Source organism: Streptomyces sp. NPDC047017 (assembly GCF_040644175.1).
Classification (GTDB): Bacteria; Actinomycetota; Actinomycetes; order Streptomycetales; family Streptomycetaceae; genus Streptomyces.
The window spans coordinates 475,014-494,065 of the sequence record NZ_JBEYVW010000001.1 but is presented as its reverse complement, the minus strand read 5'-3'; the positions used below and the strand labels follow the sequence as shown (position 1 = coordinate 494,065).

General features: G+C 74.0%; 23 protein-coding genes. 5 read left to right on the top strand and 18 right to left on the bottom strand.

Going from position 1 to position 19,052, the window contains the following annotated elements; all coding sequences use genetic code 11:
• Window positions 1–170: 170 nt before the first annotated feature.
• The 10 genes from ABZ858_RS02395 to hisI all read right to left on the bottom strand — a co-directional run bounded on the left by ABZ858_RS02395 (window position 171) and on the right by hisI (window position 8,145).
• Complete coding sequence (locus ABZ858_RS02395; RefSeq protein WP_361371384.1) at window positions 171–944, bottom strand: thioredoxin domain-containing protein; 774 nt, start codon at window positions 942–944, stop codon at window positions 171–173.
• A 77-nt stretch (window positions 945–1,021) separates the two neighbouring features.
• Window positions 1,022–1,840 carry a tryptophan synthase subunit alpha gene (gene trpA / locus ABZ858_RS02390; RefSeq protein ID WP_361371381.1) on the bottom strand — a complete coding sequence of 273 codons (819 nt, stop codon included), beginning with the start codon at window positions 1,838–1,840 and terminating at the stop codon, window positions 1,022–1,024.
• Entirely contained in the window at window positions 1,837–3,120 is a 1,284-nt protein-coding gene (gene trpB, locus ABZ858_RS02385) for a tryptophan synthase subunit beta (RefSeq protein ID WP_361371378.1), read from the bottom strand. The genes trpA and trpB overlap by 4 nt, the downstream gene beginning before the upstream one ends.
• A gap of 78 nt (window positions 3,121–3,198) precedes the next feature.
• On the bottom strand, window positions 3,199–3,432 hold the full coding sequence (locus ABZ858_RS02380; RefSeq protein ID WP_361371375.1) for a tryptophan synthase subunit(beta): 234 nt from the start codon (window positions 3,430–3,432) through the stop codon (window positions 3,199–3,201).
• Window positions 3,433–3,454: 22 nt separating this feature from the next.
• A complete protein-coding gene (gene trpC / locus ABZ858_RS02375) occupies window positions 3,455–4,264 on the bottom strand; it encodes an indole-3-glycerol phosphate synthase TrpC (protein ID WP_361371372.1) in 810 nt (269 codons plus the stop codon).
• A 195-nt stretch (window positions 4,265–4,459) separates the two neighbouring features.
• Window positions 4,460–4,963, bottom strand: coding sequence for a DUF2752 domain-containing protein (locus ABZ858_RS02370; protein ID WP_361371370.1), 504 nt, complete (start codon window positions 4,961–4,963; stop codon window positions 4,460–4,462).
• A 92-nt stretch (window positions 4,964–5,055) separates the two neighbouring features.
• Window positions 5,056–5,304, bottom strand: a complete 249-nt coding sequence (locus ABZ858_RS02365; RefSeq protein ID WP_361371367.1) for an HGxxPAAW family protein — start codon at window positions 5,302–5,304, stop codon at window positions 5,056–5,058.
• A 141-nt stretch (window positions 5,305–5,445) separates the two neighbouring features.
• Entirely contained in the window at window positions 5,446–6,093 is a 648-nt protein-coding gene (locus ABZ858_RS02360; protein ID WP_361371364.1) for a TIGR02234 family membrane protein, read from the bottom strand.
• Between the two features lie 94 nt (window positions 6,094–6,187).
• Window positions 6,188–7,678: an anthranilate synthase component I gene (locus ABZ858_RS02355; protein WP_361371361.1), complete on the bottom strand. Its 1,491-nt coding sequence runs from the start codon at window positions 7,676–7,678 to the stop codon at window positions 6,188–6,190.
• An 11-nt stretch (window positions 7,679–7,689) separates the two neighbouring features.
• Window positions 7,690–8,145 (bottom strand): phosphoribosyl-AMP cyclohydrolase, encoded by a 456-nt coding sequence (gene hisI / locus ABZ858_RS02350; RefSeq protein WP_361371358.1) that lies wholly within the window; start codon window positions 8,143–8,145, stop codon window positions 7,690–7,692.
• Window positions 8,146–8,227: 82 nt separating this feature from the next.
• Here hisI and ABZ858_RS02345 point away from each other — a divergent pair, with 82 nt between their 5' ends.
• Complete coding sequence (locus tag ABZ858_RS02345; protein WP_361371355.1) at window positions 8,228–8,863, top strand: TIGR03085 family metal-binding protein; 636 nt, start codon at window positions 8,228–8,230, stop codon at window positions 8,861–8,863.
• A 4-nt stretch (window positions 8,864–8,867) separates the two neighbouring features.
• Here the strand turns inward: ABZ858_RS02345 and hisF are convergent, their stop codons facing one another.
• The 8 genes from hisF to hisD are packed head-to-tail and all read right to left on the bottom strand — an operon-like array spanning window position 8,868 to window position 14,592.
• Window positions 8,868–9,623: an imidazole glycerol phosphate synthase subunit HisF gene (gene hisF / locus ABZ858_RS02340; RefSeq protein WP_361371352.1), complete on the bottom strand. Its 756-nt coding sequence runs from the start codon at window positions 9,621–9,623 to the stop codon at window positions 8,868–8,870.
• Window positions 9,620–10,024: a RidA family protein gene (locus ABZ858_RS02335; RefSeq protein ID WP_361371349.1), complete on the bottom strand. Its 405-nt coding sequence runs from the start codon at window positions 10,022–10,024 to the stop codon at window positions 9,620–9,622. The genes hisF and ABZ858_RS02335 overlap by 4 nt, the downstream gene beginning before the upstream one ends.
• The gene (gene priA / locus ABZ858_RS02330) at window positions 10,021–10,749 is read right to left on the bottom strand and encodes a bifunctional 1-(5-phosphoribosyl)-5-((5-phosphoribosylamino)methylideneamino)imidazole-4-carboxamide isomerase/phosphoribosylanthranilate isomerase PriA (RefSeq protein ID WP_361371346.1); all 729 of its coding nucleotides are present in this window, start codon (window positions 10,747–10,749) and stop codon (window positions 10,021–10,023) included. Before priA ends, ABZ858_RS02335 begins: the two co-directional genes overlap by 4 nt.
• On the bottom strand, window positions 10,749–11,405 hold the full coding sequence (hisH, locus tag ABZ858_RS02325; RefSeq protein ID WP_361371343.1) for an imidazole glycerol phosphate synthase subunit HisH: 657 nt from the start codon (window positions 11,403–11,405) through the stop codon (window positions 10,749–10,751). The genes priA and hisH overlap by 1 nt, the downstream gene beginning before the upstream one ends.
• Window positions 11,396–11,560 carry a hypothetical protein gene (locus ABZ858_RS02320; protein WP_361371341.1) on the bottom strand — a complete coding sequence of 55 codons (165 nt, stop codon included), beginning with the start codon at window positions 11,558–11,560 and terminating at the stop codon, window positions 11,396–11,398. Before ABZ858_RS02320 ends, hisH begins: the two co-directional genes overlap by 10 nt.
• A 4-nt stretch (window positions 11,561–11,564) precedes the next feature.
• Window positions 11,565–12,158, bottom strand: coding sequence for an imidazoleglycerol-phosphate dehydratase HisB (hisB, locus tag ABZ858_RS02315; RefSeq protein WP_361371339.1), 594 nt, complete (start codon window positions 12,156–12,158; stop codon window positions 11,565–11,567).
• On the bottom strand, window positions 12,155–13,270 hold the full coding sequence (locus tag ABZ858_RS02310) for a histidinol-phosphate transaminase (RefSeq protein ID WP_361371336.1): 1,116 nt from the start codon (window positions 13,268–13,270) through the stop codon (window positions 12,155–12,157). The genes hisB and ABZ858_RS02310 overlap by 4 nt, the downstream gene beginning before the upstream one ends.
• The gene (gene hisD, locus ABZ858_RS02305) at window positions 13,267–14,592 is read right to left on the bottom strand and encodes a histidinol dehydrogenase (protein WP_361371333.1); all 1,326 of its coding nucleotides are present in this window, start codon (window positions 14,590–14,592) and stop codon (window positions 13,267–13,269) included. Before hisD ends, ABZ858_RS02310 begins: the two co-directional genes overlap by 4 nt.
• 204 nt (window positions 14,593–14,796) lie before the next feature.
• Here hisD and ABZ858_RS02300 point away from each other — a divergent pair, with 204 nt between their 5' ends.
• The 4 genes from ABZ858_RS02300 to ybaK all read left to right on the top strand — a co-directional run bounded on the left by ABZ858_RS02300 (window position 14,797) and on the right by ybaK (window position 18,894).
• Window positions 14,797–16,374, top strand: a complete 1,578-nt coding sequence (locus ABZ858_RS02300; protein WP_361371330.1) for an oxidoreductase — start codon at window positions 14,797–14,799, stop codon at window positions 16,372–16,374.
• Window positions 16,375–16,566: 192 nt separating this feature from the next.
• Complete coding sequence (locus ABZ858_RS02295) at window positions 16,567–17,613, top strand: hypothetical protein (protein WP_361371327.1); 1,047 nt, start codon at window positions 16,567–16,569, stop codon at window positions 17,611–17,613.
• Window positions 17,614–17,624: 11 nt separating this feature from the next.
• Window positions 17,625–18,365: an LON peptidase substrate-binding domain-containing protein gene (locus tag ABZ858_RS02290; RefSeq protein ID WP_361371324.1), complete on the top strand. Its 741-nt coding sequence runs from the start codon at window positions 17,625–17,627 to the stop codon at window positions 18,363–18,365.
• A gap of 22 nt (window positions 18,366–18,387) precedes the next feature.
• Window positions 18,388–18,894, top strand: coding sequence for a Cys-tRNA(Pro) deacylase (gene ybaK / locus ABZ858_RS02285; RefSeq protein ID WP_361371322.1), 507 nt, complete (start codon window positions 18,388–18,390; stop codon window positions 18,892–18,894).
• Window positions 18,895–19,052: the final 158 nt, after the last annotated feature.

Genomic DNA, 19,052 nt, shown 5'->3' with positions numbered 1-19,052 from the left:
ACGCTACCGCAGCCGGAGCGGGCCCACGCCGGGCATCCGGGCTACGGGTCCATAACAGGCGGCCGTTCCCCAGTCCCGCCGCGCACCCTGCCGCAACGCTCTCACCTGGCCCTTACCCGTCCCTTGCCCACCGCTCGTCCCTTGCCCACCGCTCGCACCTGGCCCGCCGCTCATCCCCTGGCCGCCGCCTCGACGGTCTGCTTCAGCTTCGCCGGGGTCATCGACCGGTCCTCGACGATGTTCTTGCCGTTCAGCAGGACGGTCGGGGTGCCCGAGAAGCCGCCGGACTGGAACGCCTGGTGGGACTTGTCGACCCAGGCGTCGTGCGTGCCGCCCTCGACGCACTTGCGGAAGGCGGGGGTGTCCAGGCCGTTCACCTTGCCGGCCAGCTGGATCAGCTTGGCGTTGCCCGCGTAGGCGTCGTCGGTCTCCTTGGGCTGGTTCTCGTACAGCACGTCGTGGTAGGCGGGGAACTTGCCCGCGTCCTGGGCGCAGGCGGCGGCGTTGGCCGCGCGCAGCGAGCCGGTGCCGCCGAGGTTGCCGTCGATGAGCCGGGCCAGGTGGTACTCGACGCGGAGCTTGCCGGAGCCGGTCAGCTCGTGGATCGTCGGCCGGTACGCCGCCTCGAACGCCTGGCAGGCGGGGCAGCGGAAGTCCTCCCACACGGTGAGCGTCGACCTGGCGCCGTCCTTGCCGACCGCGATGGCGAGGCTGTCCTTGCCCTGCGCGCCCGAGGGCGCCACGACCGGTCCGGCGCTCGGCTTCCCGCTCTTGCCGGAGTGCGCGGCGAGCACGCCGATCACGGTGGCCAGGCCCAGCACGCAGACCACACTGACGGCCACGATCAGGGTGCGCCGCCGCCGCTCCCCGGCCTTCTGCTTCTCGCGCTCGGCCGCCAGCCGCTGCCGGGCCGGGCGCTGCTCGTCATGGTTCTTCTCGCTCACACCACCAGAACGAACCGGGGAGGCGCCTCGCGCCTCCCCGGTCCCAGGTCCACCCGTTCGGGTGAGCGGGTGTGGTGTCAGACCTGTCCGCGCACCCCGCGCGCCAGCTCGCCCGCCAGTGTGCGGACGGCCTCGACACCGGCCGCGTGGTCCGGGGCGTCCAGCATCCGCTTGACGAACGCCGAGCCGACGATCACGCCGTCGGCGAAGCCCGCGACCTCGGCGGCCTGGGCCGGGGTGGAGACCCCGAGGCCGACGCAGACGGGCAGGCCGGTGCCGGTGGCGCGGGTGCGCCGCACCAGGTCCTGGGCCTGCGCGCCGACCGACTCGCGGGTGCCGGTGACGCCCATGAGGGAGGCGGCGTAGACGAAGCCGGAGCCGGCCTCGGTGATCTCGGCGAGCCGTTCGTCCCGGCTGCTGGGCGCCACCACGAAGACGGTCGCCAGGCCGTGCTTGCCGGCGTGCTCGCGCCACAGCGCGGACTCCTGGACCGGCAGGTCCGGCAGGATGCACCCGGCGCCGCCCGCCTCGGCCAGCTCGGCGGTGAACCGCTCCACGCCGTAGCGGTCGATCGGGTTCCAGTACGTCATGATGAGGACCGGCTTGCCGGTGGCGGCGTGGGCCTCGCGGACCGTGCGCAGCACGTCGGCGATCCGCACGCCGCCGCGCAGCGCGATGTCGTCGGCGGTCTGGATGACCGGGCCGTCGAGGACGGGGTCGCTGTGCGGCAGGCCGACCTCCACGATGTCCGCGCCGCCGTCGAAGGCGGCCTTGACCGCCTCGATGCCGCCGTCCACGGTCGGGAACCCGGCCGGCAGGTAGGCGATGAGCGCGGAGCGGTCCTCCGCCCGGGCGGCGGCGAGGGTGTCGGACAGAAGCTGGATGGTGCCGCTCACTTGGCGTCCCCCTCGATCTCGGCGGTGTCGGCCGCGTCGGCGGCCACCTCGGCGTCGGTGTCGTACAGGCCGAAGTAGCGGGCGGCGGTGTCCATGTCCTTGTCGCCGCGCCCGGAGAGGTTGACGACGATCAGGCCGTCCGGGCCCAGTTCCCGGCCGGCCTCCAGGGCGCCGGCCAGCGCGTGGGCGCTCTCGATGGCCGGGATGATGCCCTCGGTGCGCGACAGCAGGCGCAGGGCCTGCATGGCGGCGTCGTCGGTGACCGCCCGGTACTCGCCGCGGCCGGAGTCCTTGAGGTAGGAGTGCTCGGGGCCGATGCCCGGGTAGTCGAGGCCGGCCGAGATGGAGTACGGCTCGGTGATCTGGCCCTCGTCGTCCTGCAGGACGTAGGAGCGGGAGCCGTGCAGCACGCCGGGCTCGCCGGCGGTCAGGGTGGCGGCGTGCTCGCCGGTCTCCACGCCGTGGCCGGCCGGTTCGCAGCCGATCAGGCGGACGCCCTCGTCGGGGATGAAGGCGTGGAAGAGGCCGATGGCGTTGGAGCCGCCGCCCACGCAGGCGATCGCGGCGTCCGGCAGCCGTCCGGCGCGCTCCAGAATCTGGCGGCGCGCCTCCACGCCGATGACCCGGTGGAAGTCGCGGACCATGGCCGGGAACGGGTGGGGTCCCGCGACGGTGCCGAACAGGTAGTGGGTGCGGTCGACGTTGGCGACCCAGTCGCGGAACGCCTCGTTGATGGCGTCCTTGAGGGTGCGGCTGCCGGACTTCACGGCGACGACCTCGGCGCCGAGCATGCGCATCCGGGCCACGTTGAGCGCCTGGCGCTCGGTGTCGATCTCGCCCATGTAGACGGTGCATTCCAGGCCGAAGAGCGCGCAGGCGGTGGCGGTGGCGACGCCGTGCTGGCCGGCGCCGGTCTCCGCGATCACCCGGGTCTTGCCCATGCGCCGGGTGAGCAGCGCCTGGCCGAGCACGTTGTTGATCTTGTGGGAGCCGGTGTGGTTGAGGTCCTCGCGCTTGAGGAAGATCCGGGCGCCGCCGGCGTGCTCCGCGAAGCGCGGCACCTCGGTCAGGGCGCTGGGCCGTCCGGTGTAGTGGACGAGCAGGTCGTCCAGCTCGCGGGCGAAGGCGGGGTCGGACTTGGCCTTGTCGTACTCGGCGGCGACCTCGTCCACGGCGGCGACGAGCGCCTCCGGGATGAACTTGCCGCCGTACGCGCCGAAGTAGCCGTCGGCGCTGGGGACCTGGCCTTCCGGGTCAGGGAAGAAGCAGTTGCTGGGCATGCCGGTACCTCACGGTGAGTGCGTAGGAGAAGACACTGTTCGCCGTGGGGCCGGGAGGCGTCCGCCGGGCGCGCGCCGTCAGTGCTGCCGCGCGCCCGCGCGGCACCGGCCGCGCGGCGGAGGGGCTCCCGCGCCCCTGGCGGGGCGCCGCTGCCATCGCATGCCGTTGACCTGGCCCGGCTCGTCCCCGATCACGTACCGCACCCGGCGGCCGTGCACCCGGCGGGCGGGCGCGCGGCAGCCCCGGGGCCGGCAGCCGCGCGCGAGGCGGGCGTACCGGTCGGTGGCGGTCACGGTGGTCAGGAAGGTCATCGCAGCCGATTCTACCGGCGGGTCAGCCGCGGCCGTGCCGCAGCGCGGGGTGCGCTCCGGCGGCGACGAGGTCGGCGACGGCGGTCCTCGGGTCGCGGCCGGTGACCAGCGACTCGCCGACCAGGACCGCGTCGGCGCCGGCGTTGGCGTAGGCGATCAGGTCGTGCGGGCCGCGGACGCCGGACTCGGCGACCTTGACGATATGGCCGGGGATCTCCGGTGCCACCTGCTCGAAGGTGTCGCGGTCGACTTCCAGGGTGCGCAGGTTGCGGGCGTTGACGCCGATCACCTTGGCGCCGGCGTCCACCGCGCGCTCGACCTCCTCCTCGTCGTGGACCTCGACGAGCGGGGTGAGCCCGATGGACACCGCGCGCTCGATCAGCGACTCCAGGGCCGGCTGGTCGAGGGCGGCGACGATCAGCAGGGCGAGGTCGGCGCCGTAGGCCCGGGCCTCCCATAGCTGGTACGACGTGACGATGAAGTCCTTGCGCAGGACCGGGATGTCCACCCGGGCGCGCACGGCCTCCAGGTCGGCCAGCGAGCCGCCGAAGCGGCGCTGCTCGGTCAGCACGGAGATGACGGCGGCGCCGCCGGCCTCGTAGTCGGCGGCGAGTCCGGCCGGGTCGGCGATCGAGGCCAGCGCGCCCTTGGACGGGCTGGAGCGCTTCACCTCGCAGATGACCTTGACGCCGTCGCCGCGCAGGGCGGCCACGCCGTCCTTGGCGGCCGGCGCCTTGGCCGCGCGCTCCTTGAGCTCGTCGAGGCTGACGCGCGCCTGCCGCTCCGCAAGGTCGGCACGGACTCCGTCGATGATCTCGTCGAGCACACTCACGCGAGCGGCCCCCTTCCAGACGGTGGGATGTTCCAGCGGGTCGAGCGGCCTCCGGTGGACCGCCTGTCGGCGGATCGTGCGGATCTGGCGGATCAAGCGGGCGGAACCGGTGGTCACTGCGATGGTATCCGCAGCGGGGGCCTGGACCCGCATCAGGCCGACCGCGGTCCCATTACCTGGACGGACCGGGAACGATCAAGGATGCAGCCGGTCGCCGAACGGCAGGTTCCGGACAACGGTGAAGGCGGCGAAGAGCACGACCGCGCACCACAGGTGCACCGGCGCGGGATCGATCCGCAGCCGCCGCCCGCGGGCCGCGGCGACGGCCCAGGCGGTCCACAGCACGGCGCAGGCCAGATAGCCGGCGACCGCCAGAGCGTTGTCCTGGAGGGCGGCCAGGAGGTCGCCGTGGACGACGGCGTGGGCGCTGCGCAGCCCGCCGCAGCCGGGGCAGTACAGGCCGGTGTAGCGCAGCAGGGGGCAGGCGGGGTAGTGGCCGGGCTGGTTCGGGTCCACCGCCCCGACGTAGGCGAACGCCCCGGCGGTGGCCGCCAGGACGGCGGCGGGGACGGCGAGCCGTCCGAGGACGGCGCGGGGGCCCGTGGGCACCGGCGCCGGGTCGTCGTGGGTGTACCGGGGGCGGGGGATGGGCGTCCGGCCGCGCGTCACCCGGTGGCTGTCGGCGTTCACCCCTCGCATTCTGCCCGGCGCCCGGCGCGCCCGCGCGACGCGTGAGGGGCGGCACCGGGCCGCCCCTCCACGTCGCTCGTGCGGTCCGTGGACCGCCGGTGTCAGCCCTTGGCGCCGGCCGGCTCGCCCTGGCCCGCGATCTGGTGCACCGGGTGCTCGTTCTTCTGGCCGAGGCCCATCATGCGCATGATGCCGCCGACGACACCGCCGAGGAGCGTGATGCCGAGGCCGGCCCAGAAGCCGGCCGGCTGGGCGGCGACCATGCAGGCGCCCGCGACCAGGAAACCGATGAAGGCGATGATGACACCGGTCCAGGCGGCCGGGGTGTGACCGTGGCTGCTGCCCGCCATGACTTGCTCCTCGTTGCTTGTACGTGTCTGAGCCGGACGCTCGCCCCCATTGTCCCGTACCCGTGCACGCGACGTGAGCGGGGGTGGCTCCTCGCGCACCCGTTTCATCACAACGGGCAGCCGGAGGTGGCCGGGCGGCGGTCAGGCCGGTCCGGTGCCGGTGGGGTCCTCGCCGCGGTCCAGGGCCTTCCAGAGGTCCTCGGGGCGGTCCGGGTCGACGGGCTTGGGCGCGCGCGGGCGCGGTGCCCCGGAGCGCTCGTAGCGGCCGGACATGGCGGGCCACGACCGGCCGTAGCGCAGGGCGAGCAGTCCGGCGAGCAGGAGGAGCACCCCGCCGGCCACCGCGACGTAGGGCCAGCCGGTGTGGCTGAGCGAGGCGGCGGTCGCGGCGGTGTCGCCGGACGCCTGCGCGGCCTTCTCGTCGAGCGCGCCGCCGTCCCGGGCGCCGGTCAGGGCGGCCGCGACGGTGCCCGCGCCGGAGAGCGCGAGCAGCGCGGCGACCAGGAGGCGGCCGGAGCGGCGGACGGCGAAGACGGCGACGAGGGCGGCCAGGCCCACTATGGCGAGCGCCGCGGGCACGCCCGTGACCTCGCTGCCCTTGGCGGTCAGCGGGAAGGCCCCGCCGGCCACCGTCGCGGTGCCCTCCGCCCAGCGCTGCCGGGAGGCCAGCAGCGCCACGGCCGCGCCGAGCGCGCCGCACAGCAGGGCGACGGCGAGGCTGCGGCGGCCGGCGCGGGCACGGCCGGCGGCTTCGGTACGGGGGTGAGGTACGGCAGTCACGTACTCCACTATCGCGTGCGGGCCGGGCCGGCGGTCACCCGGGGTTGGGTGAGATGCGCCCCACCGCCTGCCCCAGCGCCTCCCCCGCCGCCGCGCTGCCGCCTTACGGAGTCAGCCGGTTGGCGGTGTGCACCGCGCGCAGCACCGCCGCGGCCTTGTTGCGGCACTCGGTGTCCTCGGCCACCGGGTCGGAGTCCGCGACGACCCCGGCGCCCGCCTGGACGTAGGCGGTGCCGTCGCGCAGCAGGGCGGTGCGGATGGCGATGGCGGTGTCGGAGTCGCCGGCGAAGTCCAGGTAGCCCACGCAGCCGCCGTACAGTCCGCGCCGGGACGGCTCCAGCTCGTCGATGATCTGCATCGCGCGCGGCTTGGGCGCGCCGGACAGGGTGCCGGCCGGGAAGCAGGCGGTGAGCACGTCGAAGGCGGTGCGGCCGGCCGCGACCCGGCCGGTCACGGTGGACACGATGTGCATGACGTGCGAGTACCGCTCGATGGACATGAAGTCGACGACCTCGACGGAGCCGGGCTCGCAGACCCGGCCCAGGTCGTTGCGGCCGAGGTCGACGAGCATCAGGTGCTCGGCGCGCTCCTTGGGGTCGGCGAGGAGTTCGTCGGCGAGGGCCTGGTCGTCCCGCGGGGTGGCGCCGCGCGGCCGGGTGCCGGCGATGGGGTGGACCATGGCCCGCCCGTCCTCGACCTTCACCAGGGCCTCCGGCGAGGAGCCGACGACGTCGAACCCGTCGAAGCGGAAGAGGTACATGTACGGCGAGGGGTTGGTGGCCCGCAGCACCCGGTAGACGTCCAGCGCGCCGGCCGTGCAGGGCGTCTCGAAGCGCTGCGAGGGGACGACCTGGAACGCCTCGCCCGCGCGGATGCGCTCCTTGACGTCCTCGACGGCTGTCCGGAAGTCCGCGCCGCCCCACAGCGCGGTGTACTCGGGCAGCTCGGAGGGCGGCAGCGCGGCGGGCGGCTGGGCGACCGGCCGGGACAGGTCGGCCTGCATCGCGTCGAGCCGGGCGACGGCGTCCGCGTACGCCTCTTCGACGCCGGTGTCCAGGTCGTTGTGGTTGATCGCGTTGGCGATCAGGAGCACCGTGCCGTCCCAGTGGTCGAGGACGGCGAGGTCGGAGGTGAGCAGCATGGTCAGCTCGGGCAGCCGCAGGTCGTCCCGCCCGCCGGGGCCGATCTTCTCCAGGCGGCGCACGATGTCGTAGCCCAGGTAGCCGACCATGCCGCCGGTGAAGGGCGGCAGGCCCAGGTCGTGGGCGAGGTCGCGCGGGGTGTGCAGGGCCTCGACGGTGGCCCGCAGGGCGGCCAGCGGGTCGCCCTCGACGGGGACGCCGACCGGCGGGGTGCCCAGCCAGTGGGTGCGGCCGTCGCGCGCGGTGAGGGTGGCGGAGCTGCGCACGCCCACGAAGGAGTACCGGGACCAGGAGCGGCCGTTCTCCGCGGACTCCAGCAGGAAGGTGCCCGGGCGCTCGGCGGCGAGCTTGCGGTACAGCGCGACGGGCGTGTCGCCGTCGGCGAGGAGCTTGCGGGTGACCGGGATGACGCGGCGGTCGGCGGCGAGCTTGCGGAAGGTGTCGAGGTCCATGGCGGCCGACCCTACTGAGCCGCGGCCGGGGTGCCGCAATCCGCTCCGCCCGCCGCCTCGCCCGCCGCGGCGCCCGCCGCCTCGCTCCCGGGGACGCCGTCCTTGAGCAGCACGTCGGCGTCGAAGCAGGTGCGCTCGCCGGTGTGGCAGGCCGCGCCGATCTGGTCGACCCGGACCAGCAGGGTGTCGGCGTCGCAGTCGAGCGCGACGGACTTGACCCACTGCACGTGCCCGGAGGTGTCGCCCTTGACCCAGTACTCCTGGCGGCTGCGCGACCAGTAGGTGCAGCGGCCGGTGGTCAGCGTGCGGTGCAGCGCCTCGTCGTCCATCCAGCCGAGCATGAGCACCTCGCCGGTGTCGTACTGCTGGGCGATCGCGGGCAGGAGTCCGTCGGCGCCGCGCTTGAGGCGCGCGGCGATCCCGGGGTCGAGGCTGCTGGGCCGGGGCGTGCCGGTCGTGCTGGTCATGGGTGCCATTGTGCCGCGCGCGGCCGGGGCGCGGGGCGGCGGTCCGGTGGGCGGACCGGTCGGGCGGTCGTAGGCTGAGCCCATGTCGACCTTTGCCAAGCGTGAACGGCTCCTGCTCGCCGACCTCTTGGAGACCGCCGGTCCGGATGCGCCGACCCTCTGCGAGGGCTGGCGCACCCGTGACCTGGCCGCGCACGTGGTGGTGCGCGAGCGGCGGCCGGACGCGGCCGGGGGCGCGCTGATCAAGCCGCTCGCCGGCCGGCTGGAGAAGGTGCTGGAGGAGTACGCCGCGAAGCCGTACGAGGAACTGATCCAGCTGATCCGCACCGGACCGCCGCGGTTTTCGCCCTTCCAGCTCAAGCAGGTGGACGAGGCGGCCAACACCGTCGAGTTCTACGTGCACACGGAGGACGTGCGGCGGGCGCAGCCCGACTGGTCGCCGCGCGAGCTGGACGCGGTCTTCCAGGAGGCCCTGTGGGCGCGCCTTGAGCGCACCGCGCGGCTGCTGGGCCGGGGCATCCCGACCGGCCTGGTGCTGCGCCGCCCCAACGGTCAGACGACCGTCGCCCACCGGGGCACGCCGGTGGTGACGGCGACGGGCGAGCCGGCCGAGCTGCTGCTGTTCGCGTTCGGCCGGCAGAGTGCGGCCCGGGTGGAGCTGGAGGGCGAGCAGGACGCGATCGCGAAGGTGTCGCAGACCAAGCAGCTGGGGTTCTGAGCCGCTAGCGGACGGGGTGGCCCGCTTCCCGCAGGGTGTCCTTGACCTGGCCGATGCGCAGGTCGCCGAAGTGGAACACGGAGGCGGCCAGGACCGCGTCCGCGCCGGCGGCGACGGCCGGCGGGAAGTCGGTGAGCCGCCCGGCACCGCCGGAGGCGATCACGGGCACCGTGACGTGCTTACGGACGGCGGCGATCATCTCCAGGTCGTAGCCGTCCTTGGTGCCGTCGGCGTCCATGGAGTTGAGCAGGATCTCGCCCGCGCCCAGCTCGGCCGCGCGGTGCGCCCACTCCACCGCGTCGATGCCGGTGCCCCGGCGGCCGCCGTGGGTGGTCACCTCGAACGAGCCGGACCCGGTACGGCGCGCGTCGACCGACAGGACCAGCACCTGGCGGCCGAAGCGCTCGGCGATCTCCCGGATCAGGTCCGGGCGGGCGATCGCGGCCGTGTTGACGCCGACCTTGTCGGCGCCGGCCCGCAGCAGCCGGTCCACGTCCTCGGCGGTGCGCACGCCGCCGCCGACCGTGAGCGGGATGAACACCTGTTCGGCGGTACGGCGGACCACGTCGTAGGTGGTCTCGCGGTCGCCGGAGGACGCGGTGATGTCCAGGAACGTCAGCTCGTCGGCGCCCTCGGCGTCGTACACCTTGGCCATCTCGACGGGGTCGCCCGCGTCGCGCAGGTTCTGGAAGTTGACGCCCTTGACGACCCGGCCGCCGTCCACGTCCAGGCAGGGGATGACTCGGACCGCCAGGGTCATGAATCCACGGCTCCTCGGAATGCCTCTAGTTCTACTTCGACCAGGATGCGCGGGTCGACGAAGCCCTGCACGACCAGCAGGGTCGCGGCCGGACGCACGGCGTCGAACAGCTCCTTGTGGGCCCGGCCCACCTCGTCGGCGTCCCGGACATGGGTCAGGAACATCCGGGTCCTGATCACCGACTCGACACCGAGCCCGAACCGGCCGATCGCCTCCACCGCGTTGGCGAAGGCGGTCCTCGCCTGCTCGTACGGGTCGCCCTCGCCGTACAGGACCTCGCCCCGGAAGGCGGTGGTGCCCGCCACCAGGACGCGGTCGCCGGCCGCCACGGCACGCGCGAAGCCGAAGCTCTCTTCCCAGGGACTCCCGCTCTGCACGCGCCGTACGGCATCGGTCGTCATGACGACACTTCCTCCAGGGCCTCTTCCAGCGTGAACGCCTTCGCGTAGAGGGCCTTCCCGACGATCGCGCCCTCGACACCGAGCGGCACGAGGCCGGCGAGGGCCCGCAGGTCGGCCAGGGAGGAGACGCCGCCGGAGGCCACCACGGGGCGGTCGGTGACCGCGCAGACGTTCTTCAGCAGCTCCAGGTTGGGGCCCTGCAAGGTGCCGTCCTTGGCGATGTCGGTGACGACGTAGCGGGCGCAGCCCTCCTTGTCGAGGCGGTCCAGCGTCTCGTAGAGGTCGCCGCCGTCGCGGGTCCAGCCGCGGCCGCGCAGCGTGGTGCCGCGGACGTCCAGGCCGACCGCGATCTTGTCGCCGTGCCCGGCGATGACCCGGGCGACCCACTCGGGGGTCTCCAGGGCGGCGGTGCCGAGGTTGACGCGGGTGCAGCCGGTGGCGAGGGCGGCGGCGAGGGTGTCGTCGTCGCGGATGCCGCCGGACAGCTCGACCTTGATGTCCATGGCCTGCGCGACCTCGGCGATCAGGGCGCGGTTGTCGCCGGTGCCGAACGCGGCGTCGAGGTCGACCAGGTGCAGCCACTCGGCGCCGGAGCGCTGCCAGGCGAGCGCCGCCTCCAGCGGGGAGCCGTAGGAGGTCTCGGTCCCGGACTCGCCGTGCACGAGGCGGACGGCCTGGCCGTCGCGGACGTCGACGGCGGGGAGGAGTTCGAGCTTCGAAGCCATCAGAGGGTTCCGATCCAGTTGTTCAGCAGCTGCGCTCCGGCGTCGCCGGACTTCTCGGGGTGGAACTGGGTGGCCCACAGGGCGCCGTTCTCCACGGCGGCCACGAAGGGCCTGCCGTGGGTGGCCCAGGTGACCTTGGGGGCGTGCAGCACCGCGTTGTGCGTCTCCAGGCGCCAGTCGTGGACGGCGTAGGAGTGCACGAAGTAGAAGCGGGCGCCGGCGTCCAGGCCGGCGAACAGCTCGGAGCCGGCGGGCGCCTCGACGGTGTTCCAGCCCATGTGCGGGACGACGTCGGCCTCCAGCGGGGCGACCGTGCCGGGCCATTCGTCCAGGCCCTCGGCCTCCACGCCGTGCTCGATGCCGCGGGCGAAGAGGATCTGCATGCCGACGCAGATGCCCATGACCGGGCGGCCGCCGGACAGCCGGCGGTCGATGATCCAGTCGCCGCGGGCCTCCTTGAGGCCGCGCATGCAGGCGGCGAAGGCGCCGACGCCGGGCACCAGCAGGCCGTCGGCGTTCATCGCGGCGTCGAAGTCACGGGTGATCTCGACCTCGGCGCCGGTGCGGGCCAGCGCCCGCTCGGCGGAGCGGACGTTGCCGAAGCCGTAGTCGAAGACGACGACCTTCCTGGCGGCGCTGCCGGTGGTCAATTCCACACCTCCAGCCGCATCACGCCCGCCACGAGGCACATCGCGGCGGCGATGGACAGCAGCACGATCAGGCTCGTGGGCATCTTCTGCTTGACGAAGGAGACGATGCCGCCGACCAGGAAGAGGCCGACGACGATCAGGATGGTGGACAGGCCGTTCATGGGGTTAGAGGGCGCCCTTCGTCGACGGCAGGATGCCGGCCGCGCGCGGGTCGCGCTCGCTGGCGTAGCGCAGCGCCCGGGCCAGCGCCTTGAACTGGCACTCCACGATGTGGTGCGCGTTGCGCCCGTAGGGCACGTGCACGTGCAGGGCGACCTGGGCCTGGGCGACGAAGGACTCCAGGATGTGCCGGGTCATCGTGGTGTCGTACTCGCCGATCATCGGCGCCATCTTCTCGGGCTCGGTGTGCACGAGGTAGGGGCGGCCGGAGAGGTCGACGGTGACCTGGGCGAGGGACTCGTCCAGCGGGACCGTGCAGTTGCCGAAGCGGTAGATGCCCACCTTGTCGCCGAGCGCCTGCTTGAAGGCGGCGCCGAGCGCGAGGGCGGTGTCCTCGATGGTGTGGTGGGAGTCGATGTGCAGGTCGCCGTCGGTCTTCACGGTCAGGTCGAACAGACCGTGCCGGCCGAGCTGGTCGAGCATGTGGTCGTAGAAGCCGACGCCGGTGGCGATGTCGGTCCGGCCGGTGCCGTCGAGGTCGATCTCGACGAGGACCGAGGTCTCCTTGGTGGTGCGCTCGACGCGCCCGATGCGGCTCATCCGCTGTGCTCCCATTCCTTCTTGAGATCGCGCACCGCGTCGAGGAACGCGTCGTTCTCGGCCGGGGTGCCGGCGGTGACCCGCAGCCAGCCCGGTACGCCGTTGTCGCGGACCAGGACCCCCCGGTCGAGGATCCGCCGCCAGGCGTCGTGCGCGTCGGCGAACCGTCCGAACTGGATGAAGTTCGCGTCCGACTCGGTGACGTCGTAGCCGGTGGCGCGCAGTTCGCGCACCAGCCGGTCGCGTTCGTCCTTGAGCTGCTCGACGTACTTGAGCAGCGTGCCGGTGTGCTCCAGGGCGGCCAGGGCGGTGGCCTGGGTGACCGCCGAGAGGTGGTACGGCAGGCGGACGAGCTGGAGGGCGTCCACGACCGCCGGGTGCGCGGCGAGGTAGCCGAGGCGCAGCCCGGCGGCGCCGAACGCCTTGGACATGGTGCGCGAGACCACCAGGCAGGGCCGGCCGGCCAGCAGCGGCAGCAGGGAGGCCCCGTGGCTGAACTCGACGTACGCCTCGTCCAGGACGACCATGGTCGGCTTCACCGCCTGCGCGGCCTCGTACAGGGCGAGGACCGTCTCGGGGGCGACCGCGGTGCCGGTGGGGTTGTTGGGGCTGGTGATGAAGACGACGTCGGGCCGGTGCTCGGTGATCGCGCGCGCGGCGGCGGCCGGGTCGATGGTGAAGTCCGTGCCGCGCGGGCCGGAGATCCAGCCGGTGCCCGTGGAGCGCGCGATGAGCGCGTGCATCGAGTACGAGGGCTCGAAGCCGATCGCGGTGCGGCCGGGGCCGCCGAAGGCCTGGAGCAGCTGCTGGATGACCTCGTTGGAGCCGTTGGCCGCCCAGACGTTCTCGACGCCGACCCGGTGGCCGCCGCTGTCGGTGAGGTAGCGGGCGAGCGCGGTGCGCAGCTCGACCGCGTCCCGGTCCGGGTAGCGGTTGAGGTCGCGGGCCGCCGCGCGCACCCGCTCGGTGATCCGCTCGACCAGTTCGTCGGGCAGCGGGTAGGGGTTCTCGTTGGTGTTCAGCCGTACGGGGACGTCCAGCTGGGGCGCGCCGTAGGGGGACTTGCCGCGCAGCTCGTCCCGTACGGGGAGATCGTCGATGCCGAAGTTCACTTGCCCGCCGGTACCTTCCAGCCGAACCGCGCCTTGATCGCCGCGCCGTGCGCGGGCAGGTCCTCCGCCTCCGCCAGGGTGACCACGTGGTGGGCGACCTCGGCGAGGGCCTCGCGGGTGTAGTCCACGATGTGGATGCCGCGCAGGAAGGACTGGACGGACAGGCCCGAGGAGTGGCAGGCGCAGCCGCCGGTGGGCAGCACGTGGTTGGAGCCGGCCGCGTAGTCGCCGAGCGAGACGGGTGCCCAGGGGCCGATGAAGACCGCGCCGGCGTTGCGCACTCGGTCGGCGACGGCGGCGGCGTCGGCGGTCTGGATCTCCAGGTGCTCGGCGCCGTAGGCGTCGACGACCCGCAGGCCCTCGTCCACGCCGTCGACCAGGACGATCGCGGACTGCTTGCCGGACAGGGCCGGGCGGATCCGGTCCTCGATGTGCTTGGTGGCCGCGACCTGGGGTGCCAGCTCCTTCTCCACCGCGTCCGCCAGCTCGGCGGAGTCGGTGACCAGCACGGCGGCGGCCAGCGGGTCGTGCTCGGCCTGGCTGATCAGGTCGGAGGCGATGTGCGCCGGGTCGGCGGTGGCGTCGGCGAGGACCGCGATCTCGGTCGGGCCGGCCTCGGCGTCGATGCCGATCCGGCCGGTGAAGTAGCGCTTGGCGGCGGCGACCCAGATGTTGCCGGGGCCGGTGACCATGTCGGCGGGCGGGCAGGACTCGGTGCCGTAGGCGAACATCGCCACGGCGGTGGCGCCGCCGGCCGCGTACACCTCGTCGACGCCGAGCAGGGCGCAGGCGGCCAGGATCGTCGGGTGCGGCAGGCCGTCGAACCCGGCCTGGGCCGGGGAGGCGAGCGCGATGGACTCGACGCCGGCCTCCTGGGCGGGCACGACGTTCATGACCACGGAGGACGGGTAGACCGACCGGCCGCCGGGCGCGTACAGGCCGACGCGTCCGACCGGCACCCACTTCTCGGTGACCGAGCCGCCGGGCACGACCTGGGTGGTGTGCGTGGTGCGGCGCTGCGCGCGGTGGACCAGGCGGGCGCGGCGGATGGACTCCTCCAGGGCGGCCCGCACGGCGGGGTCCAGCTGCTCCAGGGCCTCCTTGATCGCCTGGGCCGGAACCCGTACGGACGTCAGCCGCACCCCGTCGAATTTCTCGGCGAAGTCGATCAGTGCCGCGTCACCGCGATGATGCACGGCCTCGCAGATCGGACGCACCCTGTCCAGGGCGGCCGCGACGTCGAAGTCGGCTCGGGGCAGCAGGTCACGCAGGGCGGGGCCCTCGGGAAGGGCGTCGCCGCGCAGATCGATTCGGGAGATCACGGTTCCAATTCTCTCAGACCGCGCTCGAAGGACGTTCGCCCGTATCAGTGGCTGATACGGAACCCCGCAGGCACCGTGTTCCGGCCTTCCCCGGCCACCCGGAAGATCACCTTCACGTTCCGCGTTCAGAGCGTCACGCAACGGGCATCACCGGTTGTACAAAACGACAGAACTCAGGGGTAGCCGGGAAAGAAGGGAAGCACCGTGACCGAGGGTACCGGCGGCCGTGCCGGGGACCTGCCGGACGACCTGACCGACGTCGAGGCCGGGATGTGGCAAGCCTTCCGCAACGGCAGCGTGTACGACCTGAGCGTCGGGGACGCGCTGGCGGACGATCCGCACGGCGGCCGTCCCTGGGGACCCGAGCGCAGCGTGCGCGCGCGGGTGGTGTGCTGGCTGGCACTGGACGGACCGCCCGCGCTGGCCGGGCGGGTGGCGTCGCTGAAACTGACCGGACTGCTGATCACCGGCACCCTGGATTTGGCCGGGGGCACGGTGTCGCCGTACATGGAACTGACGGGCTGCCGGTTCGAGAACGAGATCCTGCTGCCCGAGGCCCGCTTCACCACCCTGCGGCTGGTGGACTGCGCGGTGCCCCGGCTGGAGGCGGCCCGGGTGCAGACCGAGGGCGACCTGCATCTGCCGCGCTGCCGCTTTCTGCGCGGGATCCGGCTCACCGACGCGCGGATCGGCACGGACCTGCTGCTCAACGAGGCGGTGGTGCACCACGACCGGGCCGGCCGGGCGATCGCCGCCGACGGTATGAAGGTCGGCCAGGACCTCCAGGCCGAACTGCTCCAGACGCACGGCGAGATCAGCCTGCGCAGCGCCGGGATCGGCGTGTCGCTGAGCCTGCGCGGCGCGAGACTGGCCGGCCCGTACACGCGGTTCGCGCTGAACGCGCCCCAGCTGACCGTGGGCCGCACCCTCTACCTGACCCCGGCGGGCATCGGCTCCGGGCTGGTGAGCGGGGTGACCCCGGCGCGCGGCACCCGGCTGCAGTTCTTCTCCTGCCAGGGCGGGGTGCGCCTGGACGACGGCCGGTTCGGCGAGGCCGTCGACCTGGAAGGGGCCCGGTTCTCGTTCCTGGACGACATGGCGCTGTCGCTGCGCCGGGTGCAGGCGCCCGAGCTGCGCTTCCTGGGGGCGCGGCTCAAGCGCGGCCAGGTGGTGCTGTCCGGGGCGCGGATCATCACCCTGGTGGACCGGGCGGACAGCTGGCCGGGCCCCGGCTGCCTGCACATGGGCGGCTTCGTCTACGAGAATCTGGTGCCGCGCGGCCCGTTCCCGCTGACCGAGCGGCTGAACTGGCTGGCGGCGGCGACCGCCGAGTACAACCCGGAGCCGTACGAGCGGCTGGCCGCGGTGCTGCGGGCGGCCGGCGAGGACGAGGACGCGCGCGAGGTGCTGCTCGCCAAGCAGCGCCGCCGCCGCGAGACGCTGCCGCCGGCGGGCAAGCTGTGGGGGTACGTCCAGGACGGCACGGTGGCCTACGGGTACCGGCCGGCCAGGGCGGCGGTGTGGATGGCGGTGCTGTGGGCGGCCGGCTCGTTCGCCTTCGCGCACGCCGGCCATCCCCCGGTCGACCCCGCGAACCACCCGCAGTGGAACCCGGCCCTGTTCGCCCTGGACCTGCTGCTGCCGGTGGTCGACCTGGGCCAGGCGAGCCAGTGGGAACTGCGCGGCCCCTGGCAGTGGCTGGCGGCGGCGATGGTCCTGCTGGGCTGGACCCTGGCCACCACGGTGGCGGCGGGGGCGACACGGCTGCTGCGGCGGAACTAGGGCCTGGTGCGCGGCCTGGGTACCGGTTCGGCTTGGGTACTGGCGGCCTGGGTACTGGTCGGTGGCCGGACGGGTGCGCGCCGCCCGAACATTTGTTGAACGATCACCTTTTTACCGTATCTTGACCGGCCGCCGTGCAACTTTCCCCGGCTTGCCGCAACCCTCTGGCGCTCCCCGGGCGGCGGACTTTCAATGGTCGACACCATGGCTCTGCTGCCCCCCTTCATCCGCCCCACCCGGATGGCACGAATCGCCCCGCGCGACGCCGTCCGGCTCCCCGGCGCGGGCCTGCCCGCCGACGACGACGTCCTGCTCGACGCGCCCGACGAGCACCTGGGCCTGGCGCTGGTCGCCGCCGCCCAGGGCACCTACACCGCCGCCGCCGCGCTGCTGGCCGCCACCCGGGAAGAGGCCGCCTGGGAGGACCGCGACCGGTACGTGCTGCGGCTGGCCGCGTTCGCCCGGTCGCGGCCCGAGTGGCTGGACACCTGGCGGACCGCCGCCCCGTACGACGGCGACGCGCTGCTGGTCGCCGCCCAGCTCGCCGTGGACCGCGCCTGGCCCTCGCCGGGCCGCGCCGAACTGCTGCGCGAGGTCAGCCCGCTGATCACGGCCGCCGCGCGCGCCGAGGGCCGCGACCCGGTGCCCTGGCGGGTGGCGCTCGACCACGCGCGCGGCAGCCGCGCCGGGCATCGCTACTTCGGGGAGCTGTGGGAGGCCGCGGTCCGCCGCGCCCCGCACCACCACGGCTGCCATGTGGCCGCCCTGCGCTACCTGGCCGCCTTCCGGAGCGGCTCGCACCGCGAGTGCTTCGACTTCGCCGACCGGGCCGCGCAGGACGCCCCGGCCGGCTCGCTCGTGCAGGCGCTGCCGCTGCGGGCGGCCTTCGCCTACCTCACCGACGGGCGCGGGCCCGAGGTGGAGCGGGCCCGGCTGGACGCGGCGGCGGACCGGGCGATCGAGCTGTCCGCCCGCCTCCCGGCGGCCACGGCGCGCCCTGCGGAACTGCGCAACCTGCTGGCGTACGTCCTGATCCGGCTCGGCCGGCCCGAGGACGCGCTCGCCCAGTGGCGCCTCCTGGGCCCGTACGCCACCTCGTTCCCCTGGGACCGGTTCAGCGACGACCCGCTGGGACTGTTCCTGACGACGCGCGCCGAGGCGGCCGCGGCACCCTCCGGCCCGGCCGCCCAGCCGCCCGGAACCGGGCGCGGCGTACGGGTCCGGCCGCGCGGCCATTAGGCTCTTGCGCCGTGACCACCGTCCGGCTCCCCCTCTTCCCGCTGAACTCCGTGCTGTTCCCGGGGCTCGTACTGCCCCTGAACGTGTTCGAGGAGCGGTACCGCGCCATGATGCGCTCTCTGGCGAAGACGCCCGAGGACGAACCGCGCCGGTTCGCCGTCGTGGCGATCCGCGACGGCCACGAAGTGGCCCCGACCGCGCCGGGCATGCCCGATCCGACCGCCCGGCCCGAGCGCGGCTCGGCCGCCGGGTTCGGCTCCGATCCGGTACGGGCCTTCCACGGCGTGGGCTGCGTGGCGGACGCGGCGACGATACGGGAGCGCGCCGACGGCACCTTCGAGGTGCTGGCGACCGGGACGACCCGGGTGCGGCTGCTGTCGGTGGACGCCTCCGGGCCGTTCCTCACCGCGGAGCTCGAAGAGCTGCCCGAGGAGCGCGGCGACGAGGCGGGCGCGCTGGCCGAGGGGGTGCTGCGGTCCTTCCGGCAGTACCAGAAGCGGCTGGCGGGCGCCCGGGAGCGGTCGCTGGCCGCGGGCGCGGAGCTGCCGGACGAGCCGAGCGTGGTGTCGTATCTGGTGGCCGCGGCGATGGTGCTGGACGTCCCGACCAAGCAGCGGCTGCTGCAGGCGCCGGACACCTCCTCGCGGCTGCGCGACGAGCTGAAGCTGCTGCGCTCGGAGACCGCGATCATCCGCAGCCTGCCGTCGCTGCCCGCCGGGGAGCTGACCAGCGGCCCGACCAGCTTCAACTGAGCCCCGAGGGAGACGCGCCGCGATGGCGAAGAAGGCGAAGAAGCAGCAGTCCGCGGGGACGCCCGCGACGGTCGCCCTGACCGCGGCGGGCGTGGCGCACACCGTCCACGCCTACGAGCACGATCCCGCCCACCCCTCCTACGGCGAGGAGGCAGCCGAGGCGATGGGCGTGTCCCCCGAACGGGTGTTCAAGACGCTGGTCGCGGACGTGGACGGCGCGCTGACGGTGGCCGTGGTCCCGGTCGCGGGCTCCCTGGACCTCAAGGCCCTCGCGGCGGCGGTCGGCGGCAAGCGCGCGGCCATGGCCGACCCGACGCTCGCCGAACGCACCACCGGCTACGTCCGCGGCGGCATCAGCCCCCTGGGCCAGCGCAAGAAGCTCCCCACGGTCCTGGACGCCTCCGCCTCCACCCACCCCACCATCTGCGTCTCGGCGGGCCGCCGCGGCCTGGAGGTCGAACTCTCCCCCGACGCCCTGGCCCACCTGACGGACGCGGTACGGGCTCCGATCGGACGGACGGCGGGGTGAGGCCGCGGCGGTTTTACGGCCTCGGCGGTCTGAGGGCCTCGGCGGTCTGATGACTGCGGCGGCCTGCCCGCCCCGCGGCTCTGACGGCCGCGGCGACCTGACAGCCGCACCCGCCTGACAGCTCCGCCGACCTGACCGCCTCGGCGTCTGACGGCCTC